This is a genomic window from Amycolatopsis nalaikhensis, assembly GCF_030264295.1.
GTDB lineage: Bacteria > Actinomycetota > Actinomycetes > Mycobacteriales > Pseudonocardiaceae > Amycolatopsis > Amycolatopsis nalaikhensis.
Map to the genome: position 1 here is coordinate 10,087,256 of NZ_CP127173.1, position 23,484 is coordinate 10,110,739.

A 23,484-nucleotide genomic window follows, 5' to 3' on the forward strand; every position below is an offset into this window, starting at 1 on the left:
CCCGATCGGGGGACCTTGCGTGAGGGTTCCGGGTTCGCGGGCATCGTAAGGGCGAGAGTCCCCGCGAGAGGAGCCCGCACGCATGCACCCGGAACGGACCGAAAGCCCCGGCACGGTCACCCCGCTCAACGAGGACGGCGCCGCCGGCCGCACCACGATCTCGTCGCTGGTCGTGCAGAAGGTCGCCGGCCTGGCCGCCCGCGAGGTCGGCGGGGTGCACGCGCTCGGCGGCGGCGGGGTGTCGCGGGCGATCGGCGCGCTGCGTGAACGGATCCCCGGCTCCGGCACGGTCACCACCGCCGGGGTGGCGGTGGAGGTCGGCGAGAAGCAGACCGCGATCGACCTCGACGTCGTCGTCGAGTACGGCGCGCGCATCGCCGACGTCGCCCGCGCGGTGCGGCGCAACGTGATCGGCGCCGTCGAGCAGATCACCGGCCTGGAGGTGATCGAGGTGAACATCTCGGTCAACGACATCCACCTGCCGGGCGAGGAAGAGCCCGAATCGACGCGCGTGGAATGACCGGGCGCGGCGAGGGCGACGCGGCGGGCCGGGCGGCCTTCCGCGCGTTCGTCCGCGCCCACCACCCGGACGTCGGCGGCGACCCGGCGGAGTTCGCCGCGGGCCTGGCCCGGTTCCGCGAGTCCGAAGTGGACGATGCGCGCCCCAATGTGGCCTTCGGTGCGTCTGACGCACCCAAGGCGGCCTTCGGTGCGTCAGACGCAACCAAGGCCGCCTTGGGGCGCTTCGACGCTCCGGTCACCTTCGTCGTCAACCGGCGCGGCATCGCCGCCGTGCTGGCGCGGTTCCGCCGCCGCCGTCGTCCGCCCCGGGTGCGCTGACCGCGTGCCCGGGGCCGGCTTTTCCCCGTCCCAGCCGTCCAAGGAGGACATGTGAACGCAACGCAGACCGGGCTACTGGCCGGGCTGATCCTCGGCCTCGCCGCGACCCAGGGGTTCACCGCGTTCCTGGTGACCCTGGCCGTCGGCATCATCGGCCTGGTCGCCGGCCGGGTCCTCGACGGCGAGCTCGACCTCGGCGAGCTGTTCGGCAAGGGCCGCGACAAGTGAACCGCGTCCTCGACGTGCCGCGCGAGCTCGCCGAACCGGCCGAGCGCGGCACGCTGACCGTCGGGCACACGGTGGTGCGCAAGGTCGCGCAGCACGCCGCCGACCAGGTGCCGGGCACCGCGCGCGACGGCAAGCGGGGCGCGAAGGCCAAGGTCGGCGGCCTGGACAACGACGTCGACCTCGCGCTGGACCTCGCCCTGAACTACCCGGCGGCGGTCCGGGCGGTCGTCGGCGACGTGCGCGCCAAGGTCGTCGAAGAAGTGGAGCTGCTCACCGGCTACCACGTGCGGACGCTCGCGGTGACAGTGTCGGCGCTGCTGCCGGACGTCCCGCCGAGGGTGCGGTAGCCGTGCGCCCGTTCGTCCGCATCCTGTCCACGCTGCTGGGCTTGGGCTTCGCGGCCGCCGGGGCGGTGCTGGCCCTGGAGGTCGGCTGGCACTGGTGGCGGCCGGGTTCGGCGCCGCTGCTGGTGCCGTGGCCGCGCTGGCAGGCCGAGCTCGCGGCGCTGGGCTGGGACGCCTACGCGGTGCGCGTCGGCGCCGGGGTGCTCGCCGCGGCGGGCCTGGTCCTGGTGCTGTGCGCGCTCGGGGCGTCGAGCCGCGCGGTCCGGCTGACCGACCCGGCCGACGAGGTGAGCGTCTCGACGTCGCCGCGGTCGCTGGCCCGGCTGGTCGGGCTCACCGTGCGGGCCCAGGACAACGTCGCGGGCGCGAAGGTCACCGCGAGCGCCCGGCGGATCCGCGTCCGCGCCACCAGCAGGCTCGAAACCGAGGGCGAGCTGCGGCCGCGGCTGCTGGAAACGGTCGCCGCGCTGCTCGACGACGTCCCGCTGGTGCGGCGGCCGAAGGTGACCGTCGTCGTCGACTCCCCGAAGGACCGCCGATGAGCAAGACCGTCGCCGCGAAGGCGCTTTCCCGCTCCTACGCGGGCGAACGCGTCCTGACGTTCCTGGTCGGCCTGCTGGCCCTGCTCGGCGGGGCGCTCGCGCTGGTGGTCGGCTTCGGCTGGCTCGGCGAGTACCGCGGCAGGCGGCCGTTGCTGGACCCGATCGCGCTCGGCTGGCTCGGCGGGCACGCCACGCCCGCGAAGATCGCCGCCATCGTGCTCGGCGTCCTGCTGTTCGTGCTCGGGCTGCGGTGGGCCCTGCGCTCGCTGCGCCCGGAGCCGCGGCCGGACCTGGACCTCGACCGGACCGAAGGCGCCGAGCTGGTGGTCACCGCCGCGGCGATCTCGGGCGCGGTCCAGGCCGACGCCGAACAGCTCGAGGGCGTCAGCCGCGCCCGCGTCCGCGCGGTCGGCTCGCGCACTTCTCCCGCGTTGCGCATCACGCTGTGGCTGCGCGAAGGCACCGACCTCAAGGCCGTCTGGGCGGAGCTGGACGCCCGCGTGCTGACCAGGGCGCGCGAGTCGCTCGGCCTCGGCTCGCTGCCGGCCGCCGTCCGCCTCGAACTCGACACGAGCCCGGCGAAACGCGTGCGCTGAGCGGGGATCTTCCGCAGAATGCGGGCATGCCCCTACCGCTGCAGCCGCCGCTGAAGCCGATGCTCGCCAAGACCGCGAAGGCCATCCCGGACTCCGGCGGCCTGCTGTTCGAGCCGAAGTGGGACGGCTTCCGCTGCATCGTCTTCCGCGACGGCGACGAGCTGTACCTGCAGTCGCGTGCGGAAAAGCCGTTGAACCGGTACTTCCCGGAGGCGGTCGAGCGGCTGCGGGAGATCCTGCCGCCGCGGATCGTGCTCGACGGCGAGCTGGTCGTCGCCCGCGGCGGGCGGCTCGACTTCGACGCGCTCACCCAGCGGATCCACCCCGCCGAAAGCCGCGTCACGCTGCTGGCCGCCGAGCAGCCCGCCGAGTTCGTCGCCTTCGACCTGCTCGCCCTCGGCGACGAGTCGCTGCTCGACCTGCCGACGTCGGTCCGCCGCGAACGGCTCGTCGAGCTGGCGGGCGACCGCTTCCCGCTCACCCCGGCGACCACCGACCCGGCCACCGCGCGGCACTGGTTCGAGCTGTTCGAGGGCGCCGGGCTCGACGGCGTCATCGGCAAGCCCCTCGACGAGCCCTACACGCCCGCCAAGCGGGTGCTGTTCAAGTACAAGCACGTGCGCACCGCGGACTGCGTGCTCGCCGGGCTGCGCTGGCACGTCGACGGCGAACCCGGCGAGCTGGTCGGGTCGTTCCTGCTGGGCCTGCACGACGACCACGGCATCCTGCACCACGTCGGCACGGTCGGGGCGTTCCCGCGGGAGCGGCGCAAGGAGCTGGCCGAAGAGCTGGCACCACTGATCACCGACGGCGAGGACCACCCGTGGGGCGGCCGGGCCACCGGCGAAGCCCAGCGGATCCCCGGCGGGATCACGCGCTGGCGCGCGACCGAGCACGAATGGGTGCCGCTGCGGCCCGAGCGCGTCGTCGAAGTCGCCTACGAGAACACCGAAGGCGGCATGCCGTCGCGGTTCCGGCACAACGCACGGTTCGTGCGGTGGCGCCCGGACCGCGAGGCCTCCTCGTGCGACTACAGCCAGCTCGACGAACCGGCCCGCTACGACCTCGACGCCGTGTTCCGCGGTCAGGTGGTGCGGACCCGCTAACCCGCGTCCCACACTCCTCGTGCGAAGCTCGGCACACCTGCCCTTGATCGACGTGAGGACCCCGCCCGTGCGCCGCCGCCGTTCCCGTCTCCTGGTCGCGCTGCTCGCCCTGGCCTCGGCCGCGGGCTGCGCCGCGGGGCCGTCGGTCCGCCCGGCGCTGGTGGAGAACGACGGCAAGTCGACGGCGAACACCCCGTCCGCCACGCCGTCGGTGCCGCTGCCGCCGCTGGGCGAACCGCAGTCGCCGTCGCTGAAGTGGGCCGACTGCGACGACGACACCCGGCAGCGGATCGGCACCCCCGGCGTCCCGGACACCCTGCACTTCACGTGCGCGCGGGTCACCGCCCCGCTCGACGCGCCCGGCGAGGCCCGGCGCTCGATGGTGCGGCTGCTGACGCTGAAGGTCGGTTCCGGGCCGGTGCCGCTGGTCGTGGTCAACGACGTCGACGGCGAGCCGGGCACGGTCTACGCCGCCCGCCTGGCCGCGACGCTGCCCCCGGCGTTCCTGGAGAAGTTCTCGCTGATCGGCGTCGACCGGCGCGGGACCGGGCTGTCCGGACCGGTGCAGTGCGTGCCGGCCGACATCCGGCACGACCTGATCGACGCCGACCCGGCCCAGGGCGGCCTCGGCGACGTCCTCGACGCCGCGCGCAAGGCGGGTCAGCAGTGCGCGATCGAGCTGGACGACTCCCAGACCGCGCTGGACAGCTGGCGCACCGCGGGCGACCTGGACGAAGTCCGCAAGCAGCTGGGGATGGAGCGGCTCGACGCGCTCGGCCGCGGCGACGGCTCGAAGGTGCTGGCCGAGTACGCCGTGCGCTTCCCCGGCCAGGTCGGGCGGATGGTCCTCGACGGCGTCCCGGACCCGGGCGCGGACACCGCGGCGGTGCTCGACGCCGTCGCGGCGGGCGCCCAGTCCACGTTGGACGCGTTCGCCACGGACTGCGCGGCCCGCGGCTGCGCCCTCGGTGACCCGAAGGCGGCGCTGGCGGCGCTCACCGAGCAGCTGCGCACCAACGCACCCCTGACCGACGACGGCGTCGCGTTCGGCCCCGGCGTCGCGATGTTCGCCGTCTACTCCGGACTGGCGCAGAAGTCCCGCTGGCCCGAGCTGGCCGACGCGATCGCCGCCGCGCGCTCCGGCAACACGGGCGCGCTGGCCGCGTTCGCCGCCCCGGCGCTGCACGACTCGCGGGCCCAGCCGTCGCGGATCGACGCGACGATCGCGACGCGCTGCAACGACAGCCAGACGCGGCTTTCGGCGGACCAGCTCGACCAGGTCGTCGCGGGGATGCGGGCGAAGTACCCGCAGTTCGGCGCGGTCGTCGCCCAGCAGCTGGCCTGGTGCGGGCCGTGGCCGGTGCGCACCGAGCCGCTGCCCGCGCCGGGCGCGCCGGGTGCCCCGCCGATCCTGGTCACGGCCACCGCGGCCGACCCGGTGACGCCCCAGCTGGGCAGCACCCGCGCGGCCGACCAGATGCCGTCGGCGGTGACGATCACGTGGCAGGGCGCGGGCCACGGCGCGGTCGGCGCGTCACCGTGCGTCACGGACGCGGCCCGGGCGTTCCTGGTCGACGGGAAGATCCCCGCCGACGGCACGCTCTGCCCCGCGTAACCGCTCGTGAGTGTTCAGGGCGGTTCTAACCGCCCTGAACACTCACGACCCGCTACTGGCGGTAGGACTCGACCTCGGACACCGGCCGGGCCGCGGCGTCGTCGGGGTTCTCGTGGAACTCCGACTTCGCGCGCCGCTGGCGGAGCAGGTCCCAGCACTGGTCGAGCTGCTGCTCGAGCGCCGTCAGCCGGTCGCGGTCGCCGCCGCTCAGGCCCACGCCCACCGAGCGCGAGCGGAGCTCGTGCTCCTCCGCGATCAGCTCGTCGATGCGGCCCAGGATCTCGCCGTCGGCCATCTGTTCCTCCTCGTTCACGGGTACCTCGGGAGACGCTACCCCGGCCCCGGGAATTCCCGCCGCGGCCGCTTCGTTGACCACGGCATGAGCACCGTTGAGCTGACCGCCGAGAACTTCGACCAGACGGTAACCGACAACGAGTTCGTCCTGATCGACTTCTGGGCGAGCTGGTGCGGGCCGTGCCGCCAGTTCGCGCCGGTCTACGAGAAGGCTTCCGAGAAGCACGACGACATCGTCTTCGCGAGCGTCGACACCGAAGCGCAGCAGCAGCTGGCCGCCGCCTTCGACGTCCGCTCCATCCCGACGCTGGCCATCATCCGGGACAAGACGCTCATCTACGCCCAGCCCGGCGCGCTCCCCGAGCCCGCCCTCGAAGAGCTCATCAAGCAGGCTCGCGAGGTCGACATGGCCGAGGTCAAGCGCAAGGCCGCCGAAGCCGAGGCCGAACAGGCCTGACCACCACCACACGACGAAGGCCGCCCCGCGGGGCGGCCTTCGTCGTGTTCAGGACCGGGTGGCGAGCCCGCGCAGGAAGAACGCCAGGTTCGCCGGGCGCTCGGCCAGCCGCCGCATGAAGTAGCCGTACCACTCGTCGCCGTAGGGCACGTAGACGCGCATGCGCGCGCCCGAGGCCGCGATCCGCCGCTGCTCCTCCGGCCGGATGCCGTAGAGCATCTGGAACTCGTGGTCGTCGTCCTTGCGGCCGTTCTCCTCGGCCAGCATCGCGGCGATCTCGATCATCCGCGGGTCGTGCGAAGCCACCATCGGGTAGCCCTGGCCCGCCATCAGCACGCGCAGGCAGCGGACGTAGGACTTGTCCACTTCGGACTTCTCCTGGAACGCCACCGACTCCGGCTCGGCGTAGGCGCCCTTGCACAGCCGCACCCGCGAACCCGGCCCGGCCAGCGCGGCGCAGTCCGCCTCGGTGCGGTGCAGGTAGGCCTGCAGCACCGCGCCCACCCACGGGTACTCGCCGCGCAGCTCGCGCAGGATGCCGAGCGTCGAGTCCGTGGTGGTGTGGTCCTCCATGTCGAGGGTCACCGTCGCGCCGACGGCGTCGGCCGCCGCGCAGATCTTCCGCGCGTTCTCCAGCGCGACGTCCTCGCCGTTGGCCGGCAGGAACTGCCCGACCGCCGACAGTTTCACCGACACGTCCGCACCCTCGGCCAGGCCCTCCGCGGCCAGCGCGGTGAGCACGGCCTCGTAGGCCCGGACGGTCGCCGCCGCCTGCGTGGCGTCGGTGGTGTCCTCGCCCAGGTGGTCCAGGGTGATCCGGCGCCCGTCCGCGGCCAGCTCCCTGGCGCAGCGGACGGCGTCGGCGGTCTCGGACCCGGCGACGAACCGGCGCACCACGGACCGCGTGGCCGGCACGGCCTCGACGAGCCGCCGGATGCCCTTCGACCGGGCGGCGGCGAGCAACGGGGCACGCAGCATGACGGTCTCCCCTCAGCTCTGGTGCGGGTAGCGGACGGTGGTCGGCGGGACGAACGTCTCCTTGATCGAGCGCGGGCTCGTCCAGCGCTGCAGGTTGAAGATCGACCCGGCCTTGTCGTTGGTGCCCGAGGCCCGCGCGCCGCCGAACGGCTGCTGGCCGACGACGGCACCGGTCGGCTTGTCGTTGACGTAGAAGTTGCCCGCGGTGAACTTCAGCGCCTCGGCGGCCTTGGCCACGGCGGTGCGGTCGTTCGCGATCACCGCGCCGGTCAGCGCGTAGGCGGCGGTCTCGTCGATCAGCTTGAGGACGGCGTCGAACTCGTTGTCCTCGTAGACGTGCACGGACAGGATCGGGCCGAAGTACTCGGTGCTGAAGATCTCGTGCTTCGGGTTGTCCGACACGAGGATCGTCGGCTGGACGAAGTACCCGACGCTGTCGTCGGCCGTGCCGCCGGTGAGGACCTCCACCGAAGCGTCGTTCTTCACCTGGTCGAACAGCGCGGTGTGCTTGGCGAACGCGCGCCGGTCGATCACCGCGCCGCCGAAGTGCGACAGGTCGGTGACGTCGCCGTAGGACAGCGCCTCGGTCTCGGCGACGAGGCCGTCCTTCAGCTCGTTCCAGACGCTGCGCGGGATGTACGCGCGCGAAGCGGCGGAGCACTTCTGGCCCTGGTACTCGAAAGCGCCGCGGACCAGCGCGGTGCGCAGGACGTCGACGTCGGCCGACGGGTGCGCGAGCACGAAGTCCTTGCCGCCGGTCTCGCCGACCAGCCGCGGGTAACCGCGGTAGCCCGCGATGTTCGCGCCGACCGTGGCCCACAGGTGCTGGAACGTCGCGGTCGAGCCCGTGAAGTGGATGCCGGCCAGGTCACGGTGGGTCAGGGCGACCTCGGAGACGGCCTTGCCGTCACCCGGCAGCAGGTTGATGACGCCCGGCGGCATCCCGGCCTCTTCGAGCAGCCGCATGGTCAGGTGCGCGGCGAACGACTGGGTCGGCGACGGCTTCCACAGCACCGTGTTGCCCATCAGCGCGGGCGCGGTCGGCAGGTTGCCGGCGATCGCGGTGAAGTTGAACGGCGTGATCGCGTAGACGAAGCCCTCCAGCGGGCGATGCTCCATGCGGTTCCACACGCCCGGCGAGCTGACCGGCTGCTCGGTGAGGACGCGGCGGCCGAACTCGACGTTGAAGCGCCAGAAGTCGGCGAGCTCGCAGGCGGAGTCGATCTCGGCCTGGGTCGCGGTCTTGGACTGGCCGAGCATGGTGGCGGCGTTCAGCGTGGCGCGCCACTTGCCGGTGAGCAGGTCGGCGGCGCGCAGCAGGATCGCGGCGCGGTCGTCGTAGGACAGCGCGCGCCACTCGGGGGCGGCCTTCGCGGCGGCCGCGATGGCGTCGGACGCGTCCTGCTGGGTCGCGCTGTGGATGGTGCCGAGGACGTGCCGGTGGTTGTGCGGCTGGACGACGTCGATCTTCTCGCCGCCGCCGGGGCGCTGCTCGCCACCGACGGTGACCGTGAGGTCGACGGGTTCCGCCTGGCCCAGCCGCTTGAGCGCACCCTCGAGTTCGGCGCGCTCAGCGCTGCCCGGCGCGTACGTGAGCACCGGCTCGTTCTTCGGGGCGGGGGTCTGGGTCACGGCGTCCACGGCGGCTCCTCTGCCTTTCTCCTACGTCTTTGATGCCCCGAACGGTAACTCCGGACACGTCGTGACGGCTTGTCCAAGCGGCTAAAATCGCTCGTATGATCTTGTCCGATCGGATAACCCCGCCATGACCTCGCTGCGCCACGTCCTGGCGACGCTCGGCGAGCCGCTCGTCGAGGTCGTCGTCGCCCCGCACGGCCTGGGCGTCCCGGTCACCGACGTCGTGATCCTCGACCCCGAAGACCCCCTCGAGGCCTCGCCGGGTGACCTGGTGCTGGTGATCGGCGCACGCGGCCGGGCGGCGGCCCCGGCGATCCGCGCGGCCGGGCGCGGCGGCGCGGCCGCGGTGGCGGTCAAGGGCGCGACGGGTGCCGACGTCGCGGCGGACGCGGGTGTCGCGCTGCTGACCGTCGGCGCGGAGGCGCGTTGGGAGCAGGTGGAGTCCCTGGCTCGCGGCGTCGTCGAGGCGGCGCGCGCGGGTGGAGAGGCGGCCAGCGGCGAGGTGCTCGGCGACCTGTTCGCCCTGGCCCAGACGATCGCGACGCTCACCGGCGGCCTGGTCAGCATCGAGGACACGGCCAATCGCGTCCTCGCGTACTCGCGGGCGGGCGACGAGGTCGACGAGCTGCGGCGGCTGTCGATCCTCGGCCGCGAAGGCCCGGAACGCTACCTGGCGATGTTGCGCGAATGGGGCGTCTACCAGCGGCTTCGCGCCGGGGAAGGGATCGTCCGCATCGACGAGCGCCCGGAGCTGGGCATCCGCCGTCGCATCGCGGCGGGCATCCACGCGGGCAAGCAGCCGCTGGGCACGATCTGGGTCCAGGAGGGCGCGCAGCCGCTGACCGAAAGCGCCGAGACGGCGTTGCTCGGCGCGAGCCGCACCTTGGCGCCGCAGCTGATCCGCGCGCGCACGCTGCCCAGCCCCGAACTCCGGCTGCGCGAAGACCTCTTGGCGAGCCTGCTGGAAGGACGGCTCGACGCGGAGTCCGTCGCGGACGACATCGGCGCGGACCCGGCACGACCCGCGCAGGTGCTGGCGTTTTCGTTGGAGCGATCGGACAACCGCCAGCTCCGGCGTGCGGAGCTGGTCCACCTGATCGCCGTCCACACGGCGGCCTACCGGCGCAGCGCACTGGTGAGCGTGATCGGCGGCCGGGTGTACGCGCTGCTGCCGGACTTGCCGGAGCATTCGGACGCGGCGGTGCTGGCGCTGGCCCGCGAGATCACGGCGACCGCCCGGCGGCACCTGGACGTCCCGGTACGCGCGGCCCTCGGCGGCGTGGTGCCGAGGCTGTCGGAGGCGGCGGCGTCCCGCGGCGACGCGGACCGCGTCCTGGCGGCGATGGCGCGTGGGCACTGGGCCGCCGACGTCGCCTCCTTGGCGGACGTCCGCGCGGAGGTCCTGCTGTCGGAGGTGCTGGCGTTCCTGGGCGAGCAGCCGCGCATCCGCGACCCGAGGCTGGTTTCGCTGGTGGAGCACGACGCGGAGCACGGCGGCATCCTGGTCCCGGCGGTGCTGGCGTGGCTGGACGCGTTCGGCGACGTCCGCGCGGCGGCCGGCGAGCTGAACATCCACCCCAACACGGTCCGCTACCGCGTCCGCCGCGCGGCCGAAGTGTCCGGAGTGGACTTCGACGACCCGGCGCAGCGGCTGCTGACTCAGCTGCAGCTGCGGCTGTGACCCTGCTAGCTTCGCGCGCGTGGATCTCTTTTCGCGTACGTGGGCGGCGTTGCGCGCCGCGGTCGCTGCCTTGCCGGACGCTGACTTCGCGAAGCCGTCGGGGTGCCGGGGGTGGCTGGTCCGGGACCTGGTGTGCCACTTGGTGATCGACGCGCAGGACGTGCTGATCACGCTGGTGACCCCGTCGTCGGCTGCTCTTACCCATGACGCTGTGACTTATTGGGCGGTCTCCTCCGAACCGCCGTCCGGGGAAGACCCGCTGGACGCGCTGATCGTCCGCTTGGCGGCGGCGTACGAGGACCCGGCGTTGCTGAAGTTCCACCTGGACGACGTGGGGTCCGCGGCCGGGCGCGCGGCGGACTTGGCGGCCCCGGGGATGCGAGTGTCAACGCAGGAGATGGTCCTGACGGCGGGCGACTACCTGTCGGCGTACGTGCTGGAGTGGACGCTGCACCACCTGGATCTGGTGGCGCACGTGCCGTCGGTGGCGGGGCCGCCGGAGGAGGGGTTGGCGCGGACGCGGGAGATGGTGGAGACGATCGCGGGGACGGCGTTCCCGGCGACGTTTTCGGACGAGGACGTGCTGCTGGTGGCTACGGGCAGGCGCGAGCCGACGTCGGCCGAGGCGGCGGCGCTGGGCCCGCTCGCGGCACGGCTGCCATTCGTCCTCGGCTGACCGGTTGAGGCGGGCCACCCCGCCTCAACCGGCCTCGGTCACGCCGTCACCAGGCTGAACCGGCGACGCTCCACATCGACGCTGCCGATCCGGACCCGCACCCGGCTGCCCACCTCGGGGACCACGGGGCTCACCAGAAGCCCGTGGATCCCGTCCGCGACCTCGACGAACGCGCCGAACGGCACGACACGGGCCACGACGCCGTCGAGCACGCCGCCCTCGGCGTGGGCCGCCACGAACTCCGACCACTGGGACATGCGATTTCACCTCCTTCCCGCGCACGTTCCGTTCTCGGAAGACGTGCGGGAGGCGGCGGGCCACGGGCCCGCCCGGAGGTCACGGAACGGCCGGGAAACCCGTCCGCTCACGGCTCGAGGCCGACCCGGCAGTCACCCGGAAACCATACCCCGGAAATATTCGGACACGATATCCCGCTACCGGGAAACTGAATCACGCGGAAATGCGAAGCCCGGCCAGTTCGGCGAGCGCGGCGAAAGAATCGAGCCGCGCGGATTGGTCGTAGGCGGCGGTGGTCGCGAGGATTTCGTCGGCGGCCACGGAGTCGACGAGCTTTCCGAGCCGCTCGCCCACTTCGGCGGGTGTTCCGGAGATCTGGCCGTCGAGGGTCTCCTCGAGCCGCTTGCGCTCGCGGTCGGTCATCGGGAGGTCCAGGACCTCCGCGGGCGGTGCCAGCGGCGGGAAGACGCCGTGGGAGCGCGAATAGACCGTCGCCCAGGCCTCGGACACCAGCAAGCGTCGCGCGTCCGCCGCGGAGTCGGCCACGGCGATCGCCGTCGACACCACGACGTACGGCTCGCGCGCCCACTCGGACGCCCGGAACCCGTCCCGGTAGCGCGTCACGGCTTCGACCAAGGCGCGTTCGCCGCGGACCGGGGCGATCACCAGGGGCAGCCCGAGTTCGGCGGCGAGGTCCGCGCCCGAGCCGGTGGCCAGCAGGAACGGCGGCACGCGCAGACCTTCGGCGGGATAGGCGTGGACGCCCGGATAGGCGTGCTCGCCGGTGAAGAACCCGAGCAGTTCCCGCACCTGCGCGCCGAAGTCCTCGGCGTCCTCCTTGCCGTGCCCGAGCGCGGCGCGCACGCCGCCGGTGAAGCCGACGGACCGCCCCAGCCCCATGTCGATCCGCCCGGGGTACAGGGCTTCGAGCACGCCGAACTGCTCGGCGACGACCAGTGGCCGGTGGTTGGGCAGCATGACCCCACCGGTGCCGACGCGGATGCGCCGCGTCGCCCCGGCGACGGCGGCGGCCAGCACGGTCGGCGCGGACCCGGCGACCCCGGGGACGCCGTGGTGTTCGGAGACCCAGAAGCGGTGGTAGCCGAGCCGTTCGACGGCGGCGGCGAAGGCGACGGTGTCCCGCAGCGCCCGCGCGGGCCCGCCGTCACGCCGGACGGGCGAGCGGTCGAGCACGGAAATCGGCGTCACACCGGGTGCAACGCCCGGCGGCGCGCCGGATTCCCATCAGGGCCGCCAGCGCTCGCTGTAGTCCGGGTGGTCGGCGTAGGGCAGGGCCAGCAGGCGCAGGGTGAGGCACCAGTTCGAACCGGCCTCATCGGCGGGCACGTGGCAGGTCTCACACCAGTATTCGCTGCCGTAGAGCGGGAAACCGGGCACCTTCTCCGACACGGTGGTGCGGTGCGCGAGCAGGATCCGCCGGGTGGCCTCGATCTCGTTGATCATCTGGTTGACGACGTCGAGCTCGAGGTCGGTCAGCCCGCGGATCTTCTGCTCCACGGCGACCTTGGTCTCGCCGCGGTTCATCGCCTCGCCGGACTTGGCCTTGTTGACGGCCTGCATGATCAACGCCTGCCGCGCGCCGACACGCGCGGCGAGGAATGCGATCAGGTCGTCCACGAAAGGGCCTCCTCGAACTCGCCCCGGACAGGTCGCCGGAGTGTCGTCACTCCGGGACCGCACGTTACGCCGTCGGCGCCGGTGGTCGAGACCACAAAGGCGGCCGTAGGCCATTTGTGACCCGAAAGGCGACAGCACGTGGAGGGATGATCACTCCGCGTTCTGTGCGGGCCTTTGCGCACGGCTGTTCGGCGGAATTCGCGGAGATTCGCGTCTCCGGATGCGGTTGATCACAGGAACGCCGAATTCGGTCCCCGCTGACCGGTAACTCGCGGGCGCCGCCACAAAGCGCGGCCGACCCCGGGGCACCGCGGCCGCGCGACGACCGGCACCTCAGTCCGGCCGGGCCTTGCTGGGCTGAACCCGCTTCGGTTCCCCGGGCATCTTCGGGTAATCCGGCGGGTACGGCATATCCCCCAGCCCATGGTCCCGAAGGTCCCGCTCGTACCACTCCAGAGCGGTCTCCAGCCCGAACGCCTCGGCATCCATCCCCGCGTGCAAGTCCCCATGCGAGGCGAGGAACGCCGGAATCGTCAGCACGTCGAAGTCGTCCGCGTCGACCTCGTCCAGCAATTCCCAGGTCAACGGCGTGGACACGGTGGCCCGCGGCGTCCCGCGAACCGACCAGCTCGACGCCACCGTCCGGTCCCGCGCCGCCTGGTTGTAGTCGAGGAACACTCGCCCGCCGCGCTCCTCCTTCCACCACGCGATCGTCGCCTTCTCCGGGATGCGCCGCTCCACCTCGCGGCCCAGCGCGATCACCGCGTGGCGGACCTCGATGAAGTCCCACTCCGGGCGGATGCGGACCAGCACGTGCACCCCGCGGCCGCCCGACGTCTTCGGGTAGCCCGTCAGACCCGCGTCCGCCAGGACCTCGCGGACCACCCTCGCCACCTCGACCGCGTCCGCGAAGCCCGCGCGGTCCGGCGGGTCGACGTCGATGCGGAGTCGTCCGGGTGGTCCACGTCGGCCGACCGGACCGGCCACGGGTGGAAGTCGAACGTCCCCAGGTTGGCCGCCCACGCGAACACCGCCGGCTCGGTCGGGCACACCTCGGCCGCCTTGCGGCCCGACGGGAAGGTGATCTCCGCCGTCGCCACCCACTCCGGCGCGCCCTTCGGCAGGCGCTTCGCGTAGAACCACTCGCCCTCGACGCCGTCGACGTACCGCTTCAGCGTCGTCGGGCGGTCGCCGATCGCGCGCAGCAGCGGCTCGCCGACCGTGATGTAGTGCTCGACGACCTGCCGCTTCGTGATGCCGCGCTGGGGGAAGTACACCTTGTCCGGGCTCGTGACGCGGACCGTGCGCCCGCCCACCTCGTACTCGACCGGGTCACCGTGCTTGGGCATGCGGCCACGCTAGCGGGGATCGCGCCGCCCGGCGCCCGCGAACGTGCCCGAGCTTTCACGTGAAAGCTCGGGCCCCAGGTGGGAGCTTTCACGTGAAAGCTCGGCTGTAGATTGGGGCGGGTGTCCGGCCGCACCAAGCTGATCGTCGCGCTCGCCGTGCTCGCCCTCTTCCTGGCGGCCGCGGCGCTGCTGCCGATCCCCGGCCCGGCCGAACTGCGCGCCTGGGCCGCGGCCACCGGCCCCGCCACCCCGCTCGTGCTGCTCGTCGCCTACTCGTTGCTCACCGTCGCCCCCATCCCGCGGACCGTCTTCAACCTCGCCGCCGGCCTGCTCGTCGGCACCGCGGCCGGGATCGCGATCGGGCTGGTCGCCACCACCATCGCGGCCGGCCTGTCCTTCGGGCTGGCCCGGCTGCTCGGCCGCGACCTGGTCACCCGGCACCTGCACCGGTCGGCCGTCCGGACGGTCAACGAGCGGCTCTCCGGCGGCGGCGTCCTCGCCGTCACCTCGCTTCGGCTGATCCCGGTGGTGCCGTTCGCGCCCTTCAGCTACCTCTGCGGCGTGTCCTCCGTCCGGCTGACGCCCTACTTGGCCGGTACGCTGCTGGGAAGCGTGCCCGGCACCGTCGCCGTGGTCGTCCTCGGCGACGCCCTGACCGGCGACACGCCGCCCGCGCTGCTCGCCTGTTACGGCGTGTTCGCGCTGGCCGGGGCGATCGGGCTGGTCAAGGTGTTCCGGAAACGGGCACCGGCCGAACCGGCGCCCGCCGGACCGGCTGGCTGACGCGAACTCCCGCACGGCCGACCGCTACACTCGATCGGGTGCGCGAAGCGGAAACGCGCTGAGCAGGGCCACCACCACCGGGAATTTCGTCAGGAGCAGCCGCCATCGACACCGGTCAGCTGATCGCCGGGCACTACCGCCTCGTCGAGCACATTGGTAGTGGCGCCATGGGCGTGGTGTGGCGCGCGACCGACGTGCGCCTCGAGCGCACCGTCGCGATCAAGCAGATCCTCCCGCAGCCGGGCGTCTCCGAGACCGAGCGCGACAACATGCGCCAGCGCGCGATGCGCGAGGCGAAGAACGCGGCCCGCTTCCAGCACCCGAACGCGATCGTCGTGTTCGACATCGCCGAGCACAACGGCGACCCGTGCCTGGTGATGGAGTACCTGAACGGGCCGAGCCTCTCCACGATCCTCGCCGAGGAGGGCACGCTGCCGCTGGGCCGCGTCGCCCGGATCGGCGAGCAGGTCGCGTCGGCGCTGGTCGCCGCGCACCGCGCCGGGATCGTGCACCGCGACGTCAAGCCCGGCAACATCCTCATCGACGAGACCGGCACCGCGAAGATCACCGACTTCGGCATCTCGCGCGCGGCCGGCGACATGACGCTGACGGCCACCGGCCTGATCGGCGGCACCCCCGCCTACCTGGCGCCCGAGCTCGCGCGCGGCGCCGACCCGGTGCCCAGCTCCGACGTCTTCGCCCTCGGCGCGACGCTCTACCAGGCGATCGAAGGCACCACGCCGTACGGCAACTCGACCAACCAGCTCGCCCTGCTCTACGCGGCGGCGAACGGCCAGATCAACCCGCCGGTGCAGGCGGGCGCGGCCACCGCGCTGCTGATGAGCCTGCTGCGCAGCGAGCCGGCCGAGCGGCCGTCGATGGCCGAGGCCCGCGAGCGGCTCGCCGCGCTGGCCAGGACCGAGCCGGGCGGCACGTCGGCGTCGCCGCCGCTGCTGGCCGGGGGCGCGGGCCGCAAGCCCGCCGCGCCCGCCGACGGTGGCGAGCGCCCGCCGTGGCAGCGGACCGACCAGAAGGCTCCCTCGTCGCCGCCGGTGGGCACGCCCGTGGCGGCGGGCAAGGCGCCGTCGAACCCGCCGCGCCCGACCGCGGCGTTCATGCCGATGCGGTCGCCCGCCGCGCCGCCGAACACGCCGCCCAGACCGATGCCCGCGGCCGCCCCGACGGCCAGGGCGCCCCAGTACTCGACGGGCACGCAGAAACCGGACAACAAGCGCAAGTACGCGCTGTTCGCCGGGGCGGGCGCCGCGGTCGTCGTGGTCGCGGTGGTCGTGTTCCTGGTCCTGAACTCCGGCGGCGGCACGGGAGGCACCCAGGCTGGGCAGTCTACGAGCAATCTACCGGCTACAGCCGGGTCCACCTCCAGGCCTAATCCCACGTCAGCTCCATCGACAGCCAATGTGTCGTCGAACGGGAAAGTCGAGTGGGGTCCGGCGGGCAACAAGGTTATCGACTTCTACAAAAGTGTCGGCAACTCTGGAACGGCGTGGGCGCTGCTGACGCCCGACGCTCAAGCCGTCTACGGCGATGAGGACCAGTTCGCTCAGTATTGGGCCAGCCATCCTCTGTCGAGCTATGGCGGCGCCAGCGCCTACAAGCGGTCGAACGAGCCTGATGACTCGGTCGAGATCCAGGTCACACTCACGTTCAAGGGGGGCGGCTCGGTGCAGAACAAGGTTCGCGTCCTCGACGCGGGCGGTGGCAACCTGATGCTCGCAGGGGACACCCGGATTCAGGAAGACTGAGGTCTTCCGAGGCACCATATCGTCAAGTAGAGCCATAAATTTGCATGAAACCTGAATCCGCCACATGGCGTCGAGGGTCCGCTGTTACAACGCGTCAAGCGCGATAACCCGGATAGAGCATTGCCAACCAAGATCACCCTCTCTATGGTCGAAAATATCCAACGAGGAGGGGTTCATGAAGTCGTTTCCACAAAAAAGACTGTTTGCGCTCATCAGCGCGACACTCGGCTGACTACTAACACTGACATCCACCGCATCTGCCACCTCGATAAACAATTCTGCCGCACTGAAAAAGGTCGCTTGTCGCGATTACCCAACCGGATCTATTTGCATTTATGTAACTCCGGTAAATCAGCAGGGTTCGATCCAGATCACCTATGAGCGACTGAGCACCAACCCAATCAATGGGCATCTGACCTGGGTAAACCCGGCAGGTACCTACTTCGGATCGCCCAACATCCAGATGTCGTACCACAACATCTACGGCCAAACCTGGAACACCTGGGTCGGCCCTGGATGCAACCACGGCATCCTTTTCGACAACACAGACGGAACGCAGTATTCAACACCTGAGGTCTGCGTGTAAGGAAACGTCGACTGCAGGTCCGTTCGGTTCTGGCGACATCAACAGCTTAGGGGCCCGTCATGTACCCGAGTGGTCTGGTGCATGGCGGGCCCTCATGGCCTACCGTGGAGGCATGGCCGACAACGGAGCTTCGCTGCCGGGCCAGAATCCTCGCTTCCACGAGGATCTGGTCGGCCTGGATCCGTACGACCCGGAGGCGCGCGCGTTCGCCGAGCACCTCGACCGGATCGAGCGCTGCGGGCCCAACTACACCATCGAAGCCGCGCTCGACGGCGTGGCCGACTTCGCCGACTCCAGCAACCGCCTGGGCGGGCTGCGCTACTGGGTGTCGGCCCTGATCGTGGTGCTCATCGTGCTCGGCGTGATCGTCGCCGCATGGGACATCGTGGTGCACGCCCTCGCCTGGCTCGCGGCGTAACGTGGATCGGGTGAAAGGTATGAAACCCGTTGTCGGCGCGACCCCGCGCGTCGTGAAGTCCGAGCAGGAATGGCGCGAGCAGCTCAGCCCCGACGAGTACGCCGTCCTCCGCCAGGCGGGCACCGAACGGCCGTTCACCGGTGAGTACACCGACACGAAGACCACCGGCGTCTACGAGTGCCGGGCGTGCGGTGCCGAGCTGTTCCGCAGCGACACGAAGTTCGAAAGCCACTGCGGCTGGCCGTCGTTCTACGACCCGGCGGACTCCGACGCGGTGCTGCTGCGCGAAGACCGGTCCATGGGCATGAAGCGGATCGAGGTGCTCTGCGGTTCCTGCCACAGCCACCTCGGGCACGTCTTCGAAGGCGAGGGCTACCCGACGCCGACCGACCAGCGCTACTGCATCAACTCGATCTCGTTGAAGCTGGTCCCCCAGTCCTAAATCTCCCTTAAGAGGGCAACCCGCCGCCCTTCCTCGCACGTAGTCTCCGCACACGGACGAGGGAGGGCGGAGTCATGACCGACACCTGGGGTATTCCCGGACCGGCGTTCGCGGGCCTCTACCTGGGCCTGCTGCTCGTACCGGCGCTGTCCGCCGCGGTGCGCGCGAAGCTGCTCGTGCTCGGCCGCGCGGGCGGCACTCCCGAGCGGGCCGAAGAGCTGGCGCTGCTGACCGGCGGCCGGATGCGCCTCGCCGAGCTCGTCGTCGCGCGGCTGCTGGAGCAGCAGAGCATCCGGCTCGACGGCTCCGGCAGGCTGCACCGCGTCCGCGGCACGGCGGCCGACGAACTGGGCCGCGCCGCGCTCGTGCGGATCGGCAAGACCGGCGCCTCGATCGACGGGGTGCGTACCGAGCTGGGGCAGCACCCCGCGGCGACGGCGCTGGAGTCCGGGCTGGTCGCCCGCGGCCTGCTCACCGACGTCAAGAAACTGCGGTCGACCTGGGTGTTCACCGCGGCGGCGTACTGGGCGCTGGTCCTCCTCGGCGTGGTCCGCCTGATCGCCGGGTCGGCGAGCGGGCACCCGGTCGGCTACCTGCTGGGCCTGCTCGCGCTGAACACCGTCGCGGCCGTCTTCGCGACGGTGAAGGCCGCGAACACGCCCGAGGTGAAGGCGACGGAGGCGGGGCACGCGGCCGCGGAGGAGGCGCGGCGTGCCGGGACGCTCTCGGCCGGTCCGGCCGGCGTCGTCGCGTCGAGCGGCTTCGAAAACCACCCCGACAAGGACGTCCGGCTGGCCCTCAGCCGCGCCACCCAGCCGTCGACGGCCCGGCCGTACTCGAGCCGCCGGTCCCGGTGGGCGAGCGCCGGGGGCGGCGCGGCCGTCGGCTACTACGGCGGCAGCTCCTGCGGGGGCGGCGGCAGCTCGTGCGGCGGCGGGGGCGGCGGCTGCGGTGGCGGTGGCGGCGGGGGCTGCGGCGGTTGAAACGCCGACGCGACCCCGCACGTCTCACAGCTACGGTAAGCCGCATCGAACTGAGGGGAGACGGGCGATGACCGACCCGTGGGGCATCTCCGGACCGGATTTCGTGGTCCTCTACATCGCGCTGCTCGGCGCGGTCCTGCTGGTCAGGGTCGTCGTCTCCGCGGTGTTCGCCGGCCGGGCGCTGCGGGCCGACCGGACGCCGCCGGGCCCGCCGCCGACGGTCTACCAGCTGGCCTTCCTGGCCGGCGGGCCCGACCGGGCGGTCGACGCGGCGATCGCCGCCCTCGTCGAACGCGGGCAGCTGCGCGTGAACAGCTACAAGCAGCTCAGCAAGACCGGGACGCGCCCGGCCGAGCCGCTGGAACGAGCCGTCTTCGACGTCGCGAAGCTGAAGACGACCTCGGCGATCCGCGGGCGGGTCCGCGGATCGGCGGCGATGCGGGCCCTGGAGGACAGCCTGGACCAGCGCGGCCTGCTCGTCTCGGCGGCGCTGATCCTGCGGGCCAGGACGTTCGGGCTGGTGCTGCAGCTGGCCGTGCTGGCGGTGGGCGTCGCCCGGCTGGTCAACGGGATCTCGCTCGGCCGCCCGGTCGGGATCCTGGTGTTCCTGGTGCTGGTCGCGGCGGTGCTGGCGATCGTGGCCGCGGTCCGGCGGTCGAAGACCGGCGCCCGCAAGCCGACGGCGGCCGGGCACCGGGTGCTCGGCCAGGCGCGGACGGCGACGTCCGGGCCGGTGCCCGCCGGAGCGCTGGCCGGCGGGGTGCTGCTCGGCGGCGCCGCGGCGGCGGTGGCCTTGGGCGGCTGGGCGATGTACCCGGACGAGGAGCTGAGCGCGGCGCTGACGCCCCCGGCGACGTCGTTCGGCGGCGGCTCGTCGGGCGGCGGTTCGTCCTGCAGCAGCGGGTCGTCCTGCTCGAGTTCGTCGTCGTGCAGCGGCGGGTCTTCGTGCGGGTCCTCGTGCGGTGGCGGTGGCTGCGGTGGGTGAGCTCGGCATCGGGATCGGCTGGCGGCACGAGCTGGACCTGTCCATCGCCCGGCTGCCGGGGGTCGACTGGGTCGAGGTGGTCGCGGAGAACCTGCACGCCGACCACCTCCCGGAGACGCTGGTGGCGTTGCGGAAGCGGGGGCTGCCGGTGATGCCGCACGCCGTCTCGCTGTCGCTCGGCGGGGCGGAGCCGCTCGACACGGGGCGCGTCCAGCACCTGGCGGAGATCGCGCGGGCCCTGGACGCGCCGCTGGTGAGCGACCACGTGTGCTTCGTGCGCGCGGGCGGGCTCGACTCGGGGCACCTGATGCCGCTCCCCCGCACCCGCGAGGCACTCGACGTCCTGGTGGCCAACGTCCGGCTGGCGCAGTCCATTGTGGACGTGCCACTGGCCCTCGAAAACATCGCCGCGGTCTTGGACTGGCCGGACGCCGAGCTGACCGAGGAACAGTTCCTGACGGAGCTGACCGAGCGCACGGACTGCCGCTTGATCATCGACGTGGCGAACCTGTACGCGAACGCCCGCAACATCGGCACGGACCCGGCGGCGTTCCTCGACGGCATCCCGTGGGAGAGGCTGGCGTACGTGCACATGGCGGGCGGCATCGAGCGAGACGGCGTGTACCACGACACGCACGCGCACCCGGTGCTGCCGGAGGTCCTGGAGTTGCTGGTGGAGCTGCGCCGCCGAACGGACCCACCGGGAGTGCTCTTGGAGCGCGACGACGACTACCCGACGGACGACGAGCTGGCCGCGGAGCTGGCGGCGTTGCGGGCGGCGGTGACGGTGTGAGCCGCGAGGACCTGGCGCGGCGGCAGGCGGAGTTGCTGCAGGCGTTGCTGGCGGACGGCCCTCCTCCGGCGGGTTTCGACGCGTCTCGGCTGCGGGTGGAGGCTCAGGTGCTGCGCCGGAAGCACGGGCGGGTCCTGGCGTACCAGCGGCCGGAGTTGGCCGAGGCGCTCGGGGACCGGTTCGGGGAGTTGTTCGCGGAGTTCAACGCTGGGCGGCCGAAGCGGGACACCGAGCGGTCCGGGGCTTACGCGGACGAGTTCGTGACGTGGTTGATCGAACGAGGCCACCTGCCGAAGCCCCGGCGGGGGTTGCGGGAACGGTTGCGGCGCCGCTGATCCACAGCCTGGCCGTGATGTGGACAACCGGCCGCGGTCCCGGGTTCTTGTCGGCCCCCGGCGGTAAAATGGGAGCGGGGCCGGACCCCCGGAGCGGGTGGGGGCTGCTTTCCGGCCGGTGAGTCAGGGGTTCCAGGTCGGTTTGTCGACTCCCGGCAGCCGTGTCCCGAAGTCCCAGTGCGGCTCGGCGCCCGGCAGCCCACCGGCCATCCGGACCCGCGTCAACCGCCCGTAGCCGCTGTCGGCTTCTTCGAGCAGGTCGCTGTAATCCACCTCAACGGCCCCAGAATCCTTACGCCCCAAGGAATCCAGCCACCGCCCAGTCCCGGCCAACGACAGCCGCACCCGCCAGGTCCCACCCTCGGTCACCTGCCGCCGCAACGCCGTCATGATCGCCGCCGCCGTGAGCCAGCCCGTTCCGTGGTCCAGCGCCTGGACCGGCAGCGGCGACGGCTCACCCGAGGAATCCCAAGCCATGCCGTTCGACATCTGCACCAGGCTGTCGAACCCGCGCCGCCGCGCCCACGGCCCCTCCCAGCCGTACGCGCTCAAGTCCGCGATCACCAAGCCCGGCCGCAGCGCGGCCAGCTCGGCGGGCCCGAACCCGATCCGCTCCAACGCGCCCGGCCGGAACGACTGCACCAGCACGTCGGCCCGGCTGATCAGCTTCTTCAGCCGCGCGCGGCCGCCCTCGGTGTCCAGTGCCACGAACGCCGATCGCTTGCCCTGGCCCGTGTCGCGCACCAGTGCCTCGACCCGCGGCAGGTGCGCCGCGCCGATGTGCAGGACGTCCGCTCCGTGCGCCGCCAGTACCCGCCCGGCCACCGGCCCGGCCAGCACGTGCGTCAGCTCCAGCACCCGGACCCCGCCCAGCGGCCGGTCCGAGTAGAACAACGTCCGCTTCGGTGCCGCGCCCACCGGCTCCAGCGAAACCAGCGGCAGCGAAGCCACCGCGGAACCCTGCGGGTGCGCCGCCCACTCCTCTGGCGAGCGCAGCTCGGCGGCCGCTCCCCCGGCGGAGACGACCGCGTGCTCGACCTCTCGCGCGCTCCGCCCGGCCACGGCCTTCGCCACCGCACTCCGGCTGCCGGGGACGCCGAGGCCCCAGCACACCCCGGCTTCGTGGCGCGGGTAGTTGCAGTGCAGGCGGACCCAGCCGTCGGCCGCGCGGTAGTTGCCCGACAACGGTGCCCACACCGACTCCGCGCCCACGCCGTCGACGCGCAACAGCTGCTCGCTGTGGAACGCCGCCGCCGCGTGGCGCGTGTCCGCCGTGACCGTGCCCGGCTCGATCCCGCGCAGCTTCAGCATTTCGCCCGCCGCCAGGGTCGCCGCGGCCACGGACGCCGTCGCGGCCGCCGCCACCCGGTACGGGCCGGGCAGCACGTCTTCGGCGCCGGTCAGCTCGACCGCTCCCGGCCGCGAGCCGGTGAGGGCGCGCCAGACGCCGTCCAGGATCTCGCGCACTACGGCAGGGCCGCGACGAGCTCGGCGGGCGGCACGCGGGTGCCGGTGTAGAACGGGATCTCCTCGCGCACGTGCAGCCGCGCCTCGGTGCCGCGCAGGTGGCGCATCAGGTCGACGATCCGGTGCAGCTCGTCGGCCTCGAAGGCGAGGATCCACTCGTAGTCGCCGAGGGCGAACGAGGCGACGGTGTTGGCGCGCACGTCCGGGTAGTCGCGGGCTTCCTTGCCGTGGTCGGCGAGCATCTTGCGACGGTCGGCGTCCGGCAGCAGGTACCACTCGTACGACCGCACGAACGGGTAGACGCAGATGTACTTCCGCGCCTCTTCGCCCGCGAGGAAGGCGGGGATGTGGCTCTTGTTGAACTCGGCCGGCCGGTGCAGCGCGGTCTGGCTCCAGACCGGCGTCGACGCGCGGCCCAGCGGCGTGCGGCGGAAGCCGGAGTAGGCGGCCTGGACCTGCTCGATCTCCTCGGCGTGCCACCAGATCATGTAGTCGGCGTCGGCGCGCAGGGCGGAGACGTCGTAGACACCCCGGACGACGACGCCCTTGGCCTCGAGACCGTCGAGGTACTCGGTCGTCTCGCGGCCGGCGGTCCCGCGGTCCTCGCCCAGCCTGCCCGGTTCGATCCGGAAGACCGACCAGGTGGTGTAGCGGATGGTGTCGTTGAGCTCGTTGTAGTTGACCCGCGCCATGGCTCCATCCTGTCACCG

The 23,484-nt window shown here is 72.3% G+C and carries 27 protein-coding genes and 1 pseudogene; 19 read left to right on the forward strand and 9 right to left on the reverse strand.

Annotation, left to right across the window (positions count from 1 at the left end; genetic code table 11):
- Window positions 1-82: 82 nt before the first annotated feature.
- The 8 genes from QP939_RS48995 to QP939_RS49030 all read left to right on the forward strand — a co-directional run bounded on the left by QP939_RS48995 (window position 83) and on the right by QP939_RS49030 (window position 5,271).
- On the forward strand, window positions 83-520 hold the full coding sequence (locus QP939_RS48995; protein WP_285453820.1) for an Asp23/Gls24 family envelope stress response protein: 438 nt from the start codon (window positions 83-85) through the stop codon (window positions 518-520).
- Window positions 517-840, forward strand: a complete 324-nt coding sequence (locus QP939_RS49000) for a hypothetical protein (RefSeq protein ID WP_285453821.1) — start codon at window positions 517-519, stop codon at window positions 838-840. The genes QP939_RS48995 and QP939_RS49000 overlap by 4 nt, the downstream gene beginning before the upstream one ends.
- Before the next feature lie 51 nt (window positions 841-891).
- On the forward strand, window positions 892-1,068 hold the full coding sequence (locus tag QP939_RS49005; protein ID WP_013224542.1) for a hypothetical protein: 177 nt from the start codon (window positions 892-894) through the stop codon (window positions 1,066-1,068).
- Entirely contained in the window at window positions 1,065-1,415 is a 351-nt protein-coding gene (locus QP939_RS49010) for an Asp23/Gls24 family envelope stress response protein (RefSeq protein ID WP_285453823.1), read from the forward strand. Before QP939_RS49005 ends, QP939_RS49010 begins: the two co-directional genes overlap by 4 nt.
- Window positions 1,416-1,417: 2 nt before the next feature.
- Window positions 1,418-1,954: a DUF6286 domain-containing protein gene (locus QP939_RS49015; RefSeq protein ID WP_285453824.1), complete on the forward strand. Its 537-nt coding sequence runs from the start codon at window positions 1,418-1,420 to the stop codon at window positions 1,952-1,954.
- On the forward strand, window positions 1,951-2,550 hold the full coding sequence (locus tag QP939_RS49020) for an Asp23/Gls24 family envelope stress response protein (protein WP_285453825.1): 600 nt from the start codon (window positions 1,951-1,953) through the stop codon (window positions 2,548-2,550). The genes QP939_RS49015 and QP939_RS49020 overlap by 4 nt, the downstream gene beginning before the upstream one ends.
- Window positions 2,551-2,576: 26 nt before the next feature.
- A complete protein-coding gene (locus QP939_RS49025; protein WP_285453826.1) occupies window positions 2,577-3,656 on the forward strand; it encodes an ATP-dependent DNA ligase in 1,080 nt (359 codons plus the stop codon).
- Between the two features lie 67 nt (window positions 3,657-3,723).
- Window positions 3,724-5,271 (forward strand): alpha/beta hydrolase, encoded by a 1,548-nt coding sequence (locus QP939_RS49030; protein ID WP_285460020.1) that lies wholly within the window; start codon window positions 3,724-3,726, stop codon window positions 5,269-5,271.
- Window positions 5,272-5,323: 52 nt separating this feature from the next.
- On the opposite strand, the gene QP939_RS49035 is transcribed toward QP939_RS49030, so the two are convergent.
- The gene (locus QP939_RS49035; RefSeq protein ID WP_285460021.1) at window positions 5,324-5,566 is read right to left on the reverse strand and encodes a DUF2630 family protein; all 243 of its coding nucleotides are present in this window, start codon (window positions 5,564-5,566) and stop codon (window positions 5,324-5,326) included.
- Between the two features lie 84 nt (window positions 5,567-5,650).
- On the opposite strand from QP939_RS49035, the gene trxA reads away from it, so the two are divergent.
- Window positions 5,651-6,022: a thioredoxin gene (gene trxA / locus QP939_RS49040; RefSeq protein WP_285453827.1), complete on the forward strand. Its 372-nt coding sequence runs from the start codon at window positions 5,651-5,653 to the stop codon at window positions 6,020-6,022.
- 48 nt (window positions 6,023-6,070) lie between these two features.
- Here trxA and QP939_RS49045 read toward each other — a convergent pair whose 3' ends face one another.
- Complete coding sequence (locus tag QP939_RS49045) at window positions 6,071-7,000, reverse strand: proline dehydrogenase family protein (RefSeq protein WP_285453828.1); 930 nt, start codon at window positions 6,998-7,000, stop codon at window positions 6,071-6,073.
- Between the two features lie 12 nt (window positions 7,001-7,012).
- Window positions 7,013-8,641, reverse strand: a complete 1,629-nt coding sequence (gene pruA, locus QP939_RS49050; protein WP_285453829.1) for an L-glutamate gamma-semialdehyde dehydrogenase — start codon at window positions 8,639-8,641, stop codon at window positions 7,013-7,015.
- 124 nt (window positions 8,642-8,765) lie between these two features.
- Between pruA and QP939_RS49055 the strand changes: the two genes are divergently transcribed.
- Complete coding sequence (locus QP939_RS49055) at window positions 8,766-10,319, forward strand: PucR family transcriptional regulator (RefSeq protein WP_285453830.1); 1,554 nt, start codon at window positions 8,766-8,768, stop codon at window positions 10,317-10,319.
- A 19-nt stretch (window positions 10,320-10,338) separates the two neighbouring features.
- Entirely contained in the window at window positions 10,339-10,995 is a 657-nt protein-coding gene (locus QP939_RS49060) for a maleylpyruvate isomerase N-terminal domain-containing protein (RefSeq protein ID WP_285453831.1), read from the forward strand.
- Window positions 10,996-11,033: 38 nt separating this feature from the next.
- Here the strand turns inward: QP939_RS49060 and QP939_RS49065 are convergent, their stop codons facing one another.
- The 4 genes and pseudogenes from QP939_RS49065 to QP939_RS49080 form a co-directional block, all read right to left on the reverse strand.
- Window positions 11,034-11,252, reverse strand: a complete 219-nt coding sequence (locus tag QP939_RS49065; protein ID WP_285453832.1) for a S1 RNA-binding domain-containing protein — start codon at window positions 11,250-11,252, stop codon at window positions 11,034-11,036.
- A gap of 193 nt (window positions 11,253-11,445) precedes the next feature.
- Window positions 11,446-12,441 carry an LLM class flavin-dependent oxidoreductase gene (locus QP939_RS49070; RefSeq protein ID WP_285453833.1) on the reverse strand — a complete coding sequence of 332 codons (996 nt, stop codon included), beginning with the start codon at window positions 12,439-12,441 and terminating at the stop codon, window positions 11,446-11,448.
- A gap of 36 nt (window positions 12,442-12,477) precedes the next feature.
- On the reverse strand, window positions 12,478-12,870 hold the full coding sequence (locus tag QP939_RS49075) for a DUF6221 family protein (protein WP_285453834.1): 393 nt from the start codon (window positions 12,868-12,870) through the stop codon (window positions 12,478-12,480).
- Window positions 12,871-13,203: 333 nt separating this feature from the next.
- Window positions 13,204-14,219: pseudogene (locus QP939_RS49080) on the reverse strand (DNA polymerase domain-containing protein).
- A gap of 120 nt (window positions 14,220-14,339) precedes the next feature.
- On the opposite strand from QP939_RS49080, the gene QP939_RS49085 reads away from it, so the two are divergent.
- The 8 genes from QP939_RS49085 to QP939_RS49120 all read left to right on the forward strand — a co-directional run bounded on the left by QP939_RS49085 (window position 14,340) and on the right by QP939_RS49120 (window position 21,307).
- The gene (locus QP939_RS49085; protein WP_285453835.1) at window positions 14,340-15,002 is read left to right on the forward strand and encodes a TVP38/TMEM64 family protein; all 663 of its coding nucleotides are present in this window, start codon (window positions 14,340-14,342) and stop codon (window positions 15,000-15,002) included.
- A 167-nt stretch (window positions 15,003-15,169) separates the two neighbouring features.
- Window positions 15,170-16,765, forward strand: a complete 1,596-nt coding sequence (locus tag QP939_RS49090; protein WP_434219613.1) for a serine/threonine-protein kinase — start codon at window positions 15,170-15,172, stop codon at window positions 16,763-16,765.
- Between the two features lie 698 nt (window positions 16,766-17,463).
- Window positions 17,464-17,769 (forward strand): hypothetical protein, encoded by a 306-nt coding sequence (locus QP939_RS49095; protein WP_033261879.1) that lies wholly within the window; start codon window positions 17,464-17,466, stop codon window positions 17,767-17,769.
- 19 nt (window positions 17,770-17,788) lie between these two features.
- Window positions 17,789-18,211: a peptide-methionine (R)-S-oxide reductase MsrB gene (gene msrB, locus QP939_RS49100; protein WP_285453836.1), complete on the forward strand. Its 423-nt coding sequence runs from the start codon at window positions 17,789-17,791 to the stop codon at window positions 18,209-18,211.
- 74 nt (window positions 18,212-18,285) lie between these two features.
- Window positions 18,286-19,194: a TIGR04222 domain-containing membrane protein gene (locus QP939_RS49105; RefSeq protein WP_285453837.1), complete on the forward strand. Its 909-nt coding sequence runs from the start codon at window positions 18,286-18,288 to the stop codon at window positions 19,192-19,194.
- 67 nt (window positions 19,195-19,261) lie between these two features.
- A complete protein-coding gene (locus QP939_RS49110; protein ID WP_285453838.1) occupies window positions 19,262-20,179 on the forward strand; it encodes a TIGR04222 domain-containing membrane protein in 918 nt (305 codons plus the stop codon).
- Complete coding sequence (locus tag QP939_RS49115) at window positions 20,172-20,972, forward strand: MbnB/TglH/ChrH family RiPP precursor modification enzyme (RefSeq protein WP_285453839.1); 801 nt, start codon at window positions 20,172-20,174, stop codon at window positions 20,970-20,972. The genes QP939_RS49110 and QP939_RS49115 overlap by 8 nt, the downstream gene beginning before the upstream one ends.
- Entirely contained in the window at window positions 20,969-21,307 is a 339-nt protein-coding gene (locus tag QP939_RS49120; RefSeq protein ID WP_285453840.1) for an SCO6045 C-terminal-like domain-containing protein, read from the forward strand. The genes QP939_RS49115 and QP939_RS49120 overlap by 4 nt, the downstream gene beginning before the upstream one ends.
- Window positions 21,308-21,430: 123 nt before the next feature.
- Here QP939_RS49120 and QP939_RS49125 read toward each other — a convergent pair whose 3' ends face one another.
- Both QP939_RS49125 and hemQ read right to left on the reverse strand, forming a co-directional pair.
- The gene (locus QP939_RS49125) at window positions 21,431-22,765 is read right to left on the reverse strand and encodes a CoA transferase (RefSeq protein WP_434219695.1); all 1,335 of its coding nucleotides are present in this window, start codon (window positions 22,763-22,765) and stop codon (window positions 21,431-21,433) included.
- 8 nt (window positions 22,766-22,773) lie between these two features.
- Window positions 22,774-23,466, reverse strand: a complete 693-nt coding sequence (hemQ, locus tag QP939_RS49130; RefSeq protein ID WP_285453842.1) for a hydrogen peroxide-dependent heme synthase — start codon at window positions 23,464-23,466, stop codon at window positions 22,774-22,776.
- Window positions 23,467-23,484: the final 18 nt, after the last annotated feature.

Excerpts from the sequence above, each read along its gene's own strand:
- QP939_RS49055 (WP_285453830.1), top strand. The coding sequence starts at position 8,766 with ATGACCTCGCTGCGCCACGTCCTGGCGACGCTCGGCGAGCCGCTCGTC.
- QP939_RS49095 (WP_033261879.1), top strand. The coding sequence starts at position 17,464 with ATGGCCGACAACGGAGCTTCGCTGCCGGGCCAGAATCCTCGCTTCCAC.
- QP939_RS49110 (WP_285453838.1), top strand. The coding sequence starts at position 19,262 with ATGACCGACCCGTGGGGCATCTCCGGACCGGATTTCGTGGTCCTCTAC.
- QP939_RS48995 (WP_285453820.1), top strand. The coding sequence starts at position 83 with ATGCACCCGGAACGGACCGAAAGCCCCGGCACGGTCACCCCGCTCAAC.
- hemQ (WP_285453842.1), bottom strand. The coding sequence starts at position 23,466 with ATGGCGCGGGTCAACTACAACGAGCTCAACGACACCATCCGCTACACC.
- QP939_RS49065 (WP_285453832.1), bottom strand. The coding sequence starts at position 11,252 with ATGTCCCAGTGGTCGGAGTTCGTGGCGGCCCACGCCGAGGGCGGCGTG.
- QP939_RS49045 (WP_285453828.1), bottom strand. The coding sequence starts at position 7,000 with ATGCTGCGTGCCCCGTTGCTCGCCGCCGCCCGGTCGAAGGGCATCCGG.
- QP939_RS49090 (WP_434219613.1), top strand. The coding sequence starts at position 15,170 with ATGGGCGTGGTGTGGCGCGCGACCGACGTGCGCCTCGAGCGCACCGTC.
- msrB (WP_285453836.1), top strand. The coding sequence starts at position 17,789 with ATGAAACCCGTTGTCGGCGCGACCCCGCGCGTCGTGAAGTCCGAGCAG.
- QP939_RS49000 (WP_285453821.1), top strand. The coding sequence starts at position 517 with ATGACCGGGCGCGGCGAGGGCGACGCGGCGGGCCGGGCGGCCTTCCGC.
- trxA (WP_285453827.1), top strand. The coding sequence starts at position 5,651 with ATGAGCACCGTTGAGCTGACCGCCGAGAACTTCGACCAGACGGTAACC.
- QP939_RS49035 (WP_285460021.1), bottom strand. The coding sequence starts at position 5,566 with ATGGCCGACGGCGAGATCCTGGGCCGCATCGACGAGCTGATCGCGGAG.
- QP939_RS49025 (WP_285453826.1), top strand. The coding sequence starts at position 2,577 with ATGCCCCTACCGCTGCAGCCGCCGCTGAAGCCGATGCTCGCCAAGACC.
- QP939_RS49105 (WP_285453837.1), top strand. The coding sequence starts at position 18,286 with ATGACCGACACCTGGGGTATTCCCGGACCGGCGTTCGCGGGCCTCTAC.
- QP939_RS49020 (WP_285453825.1), top strand. The coding sequence starts at position 1,951 with ATGAGCAAGACCGTCGCCGCGAAGGCGCTTTCCCGCTCCTACGCGGGC.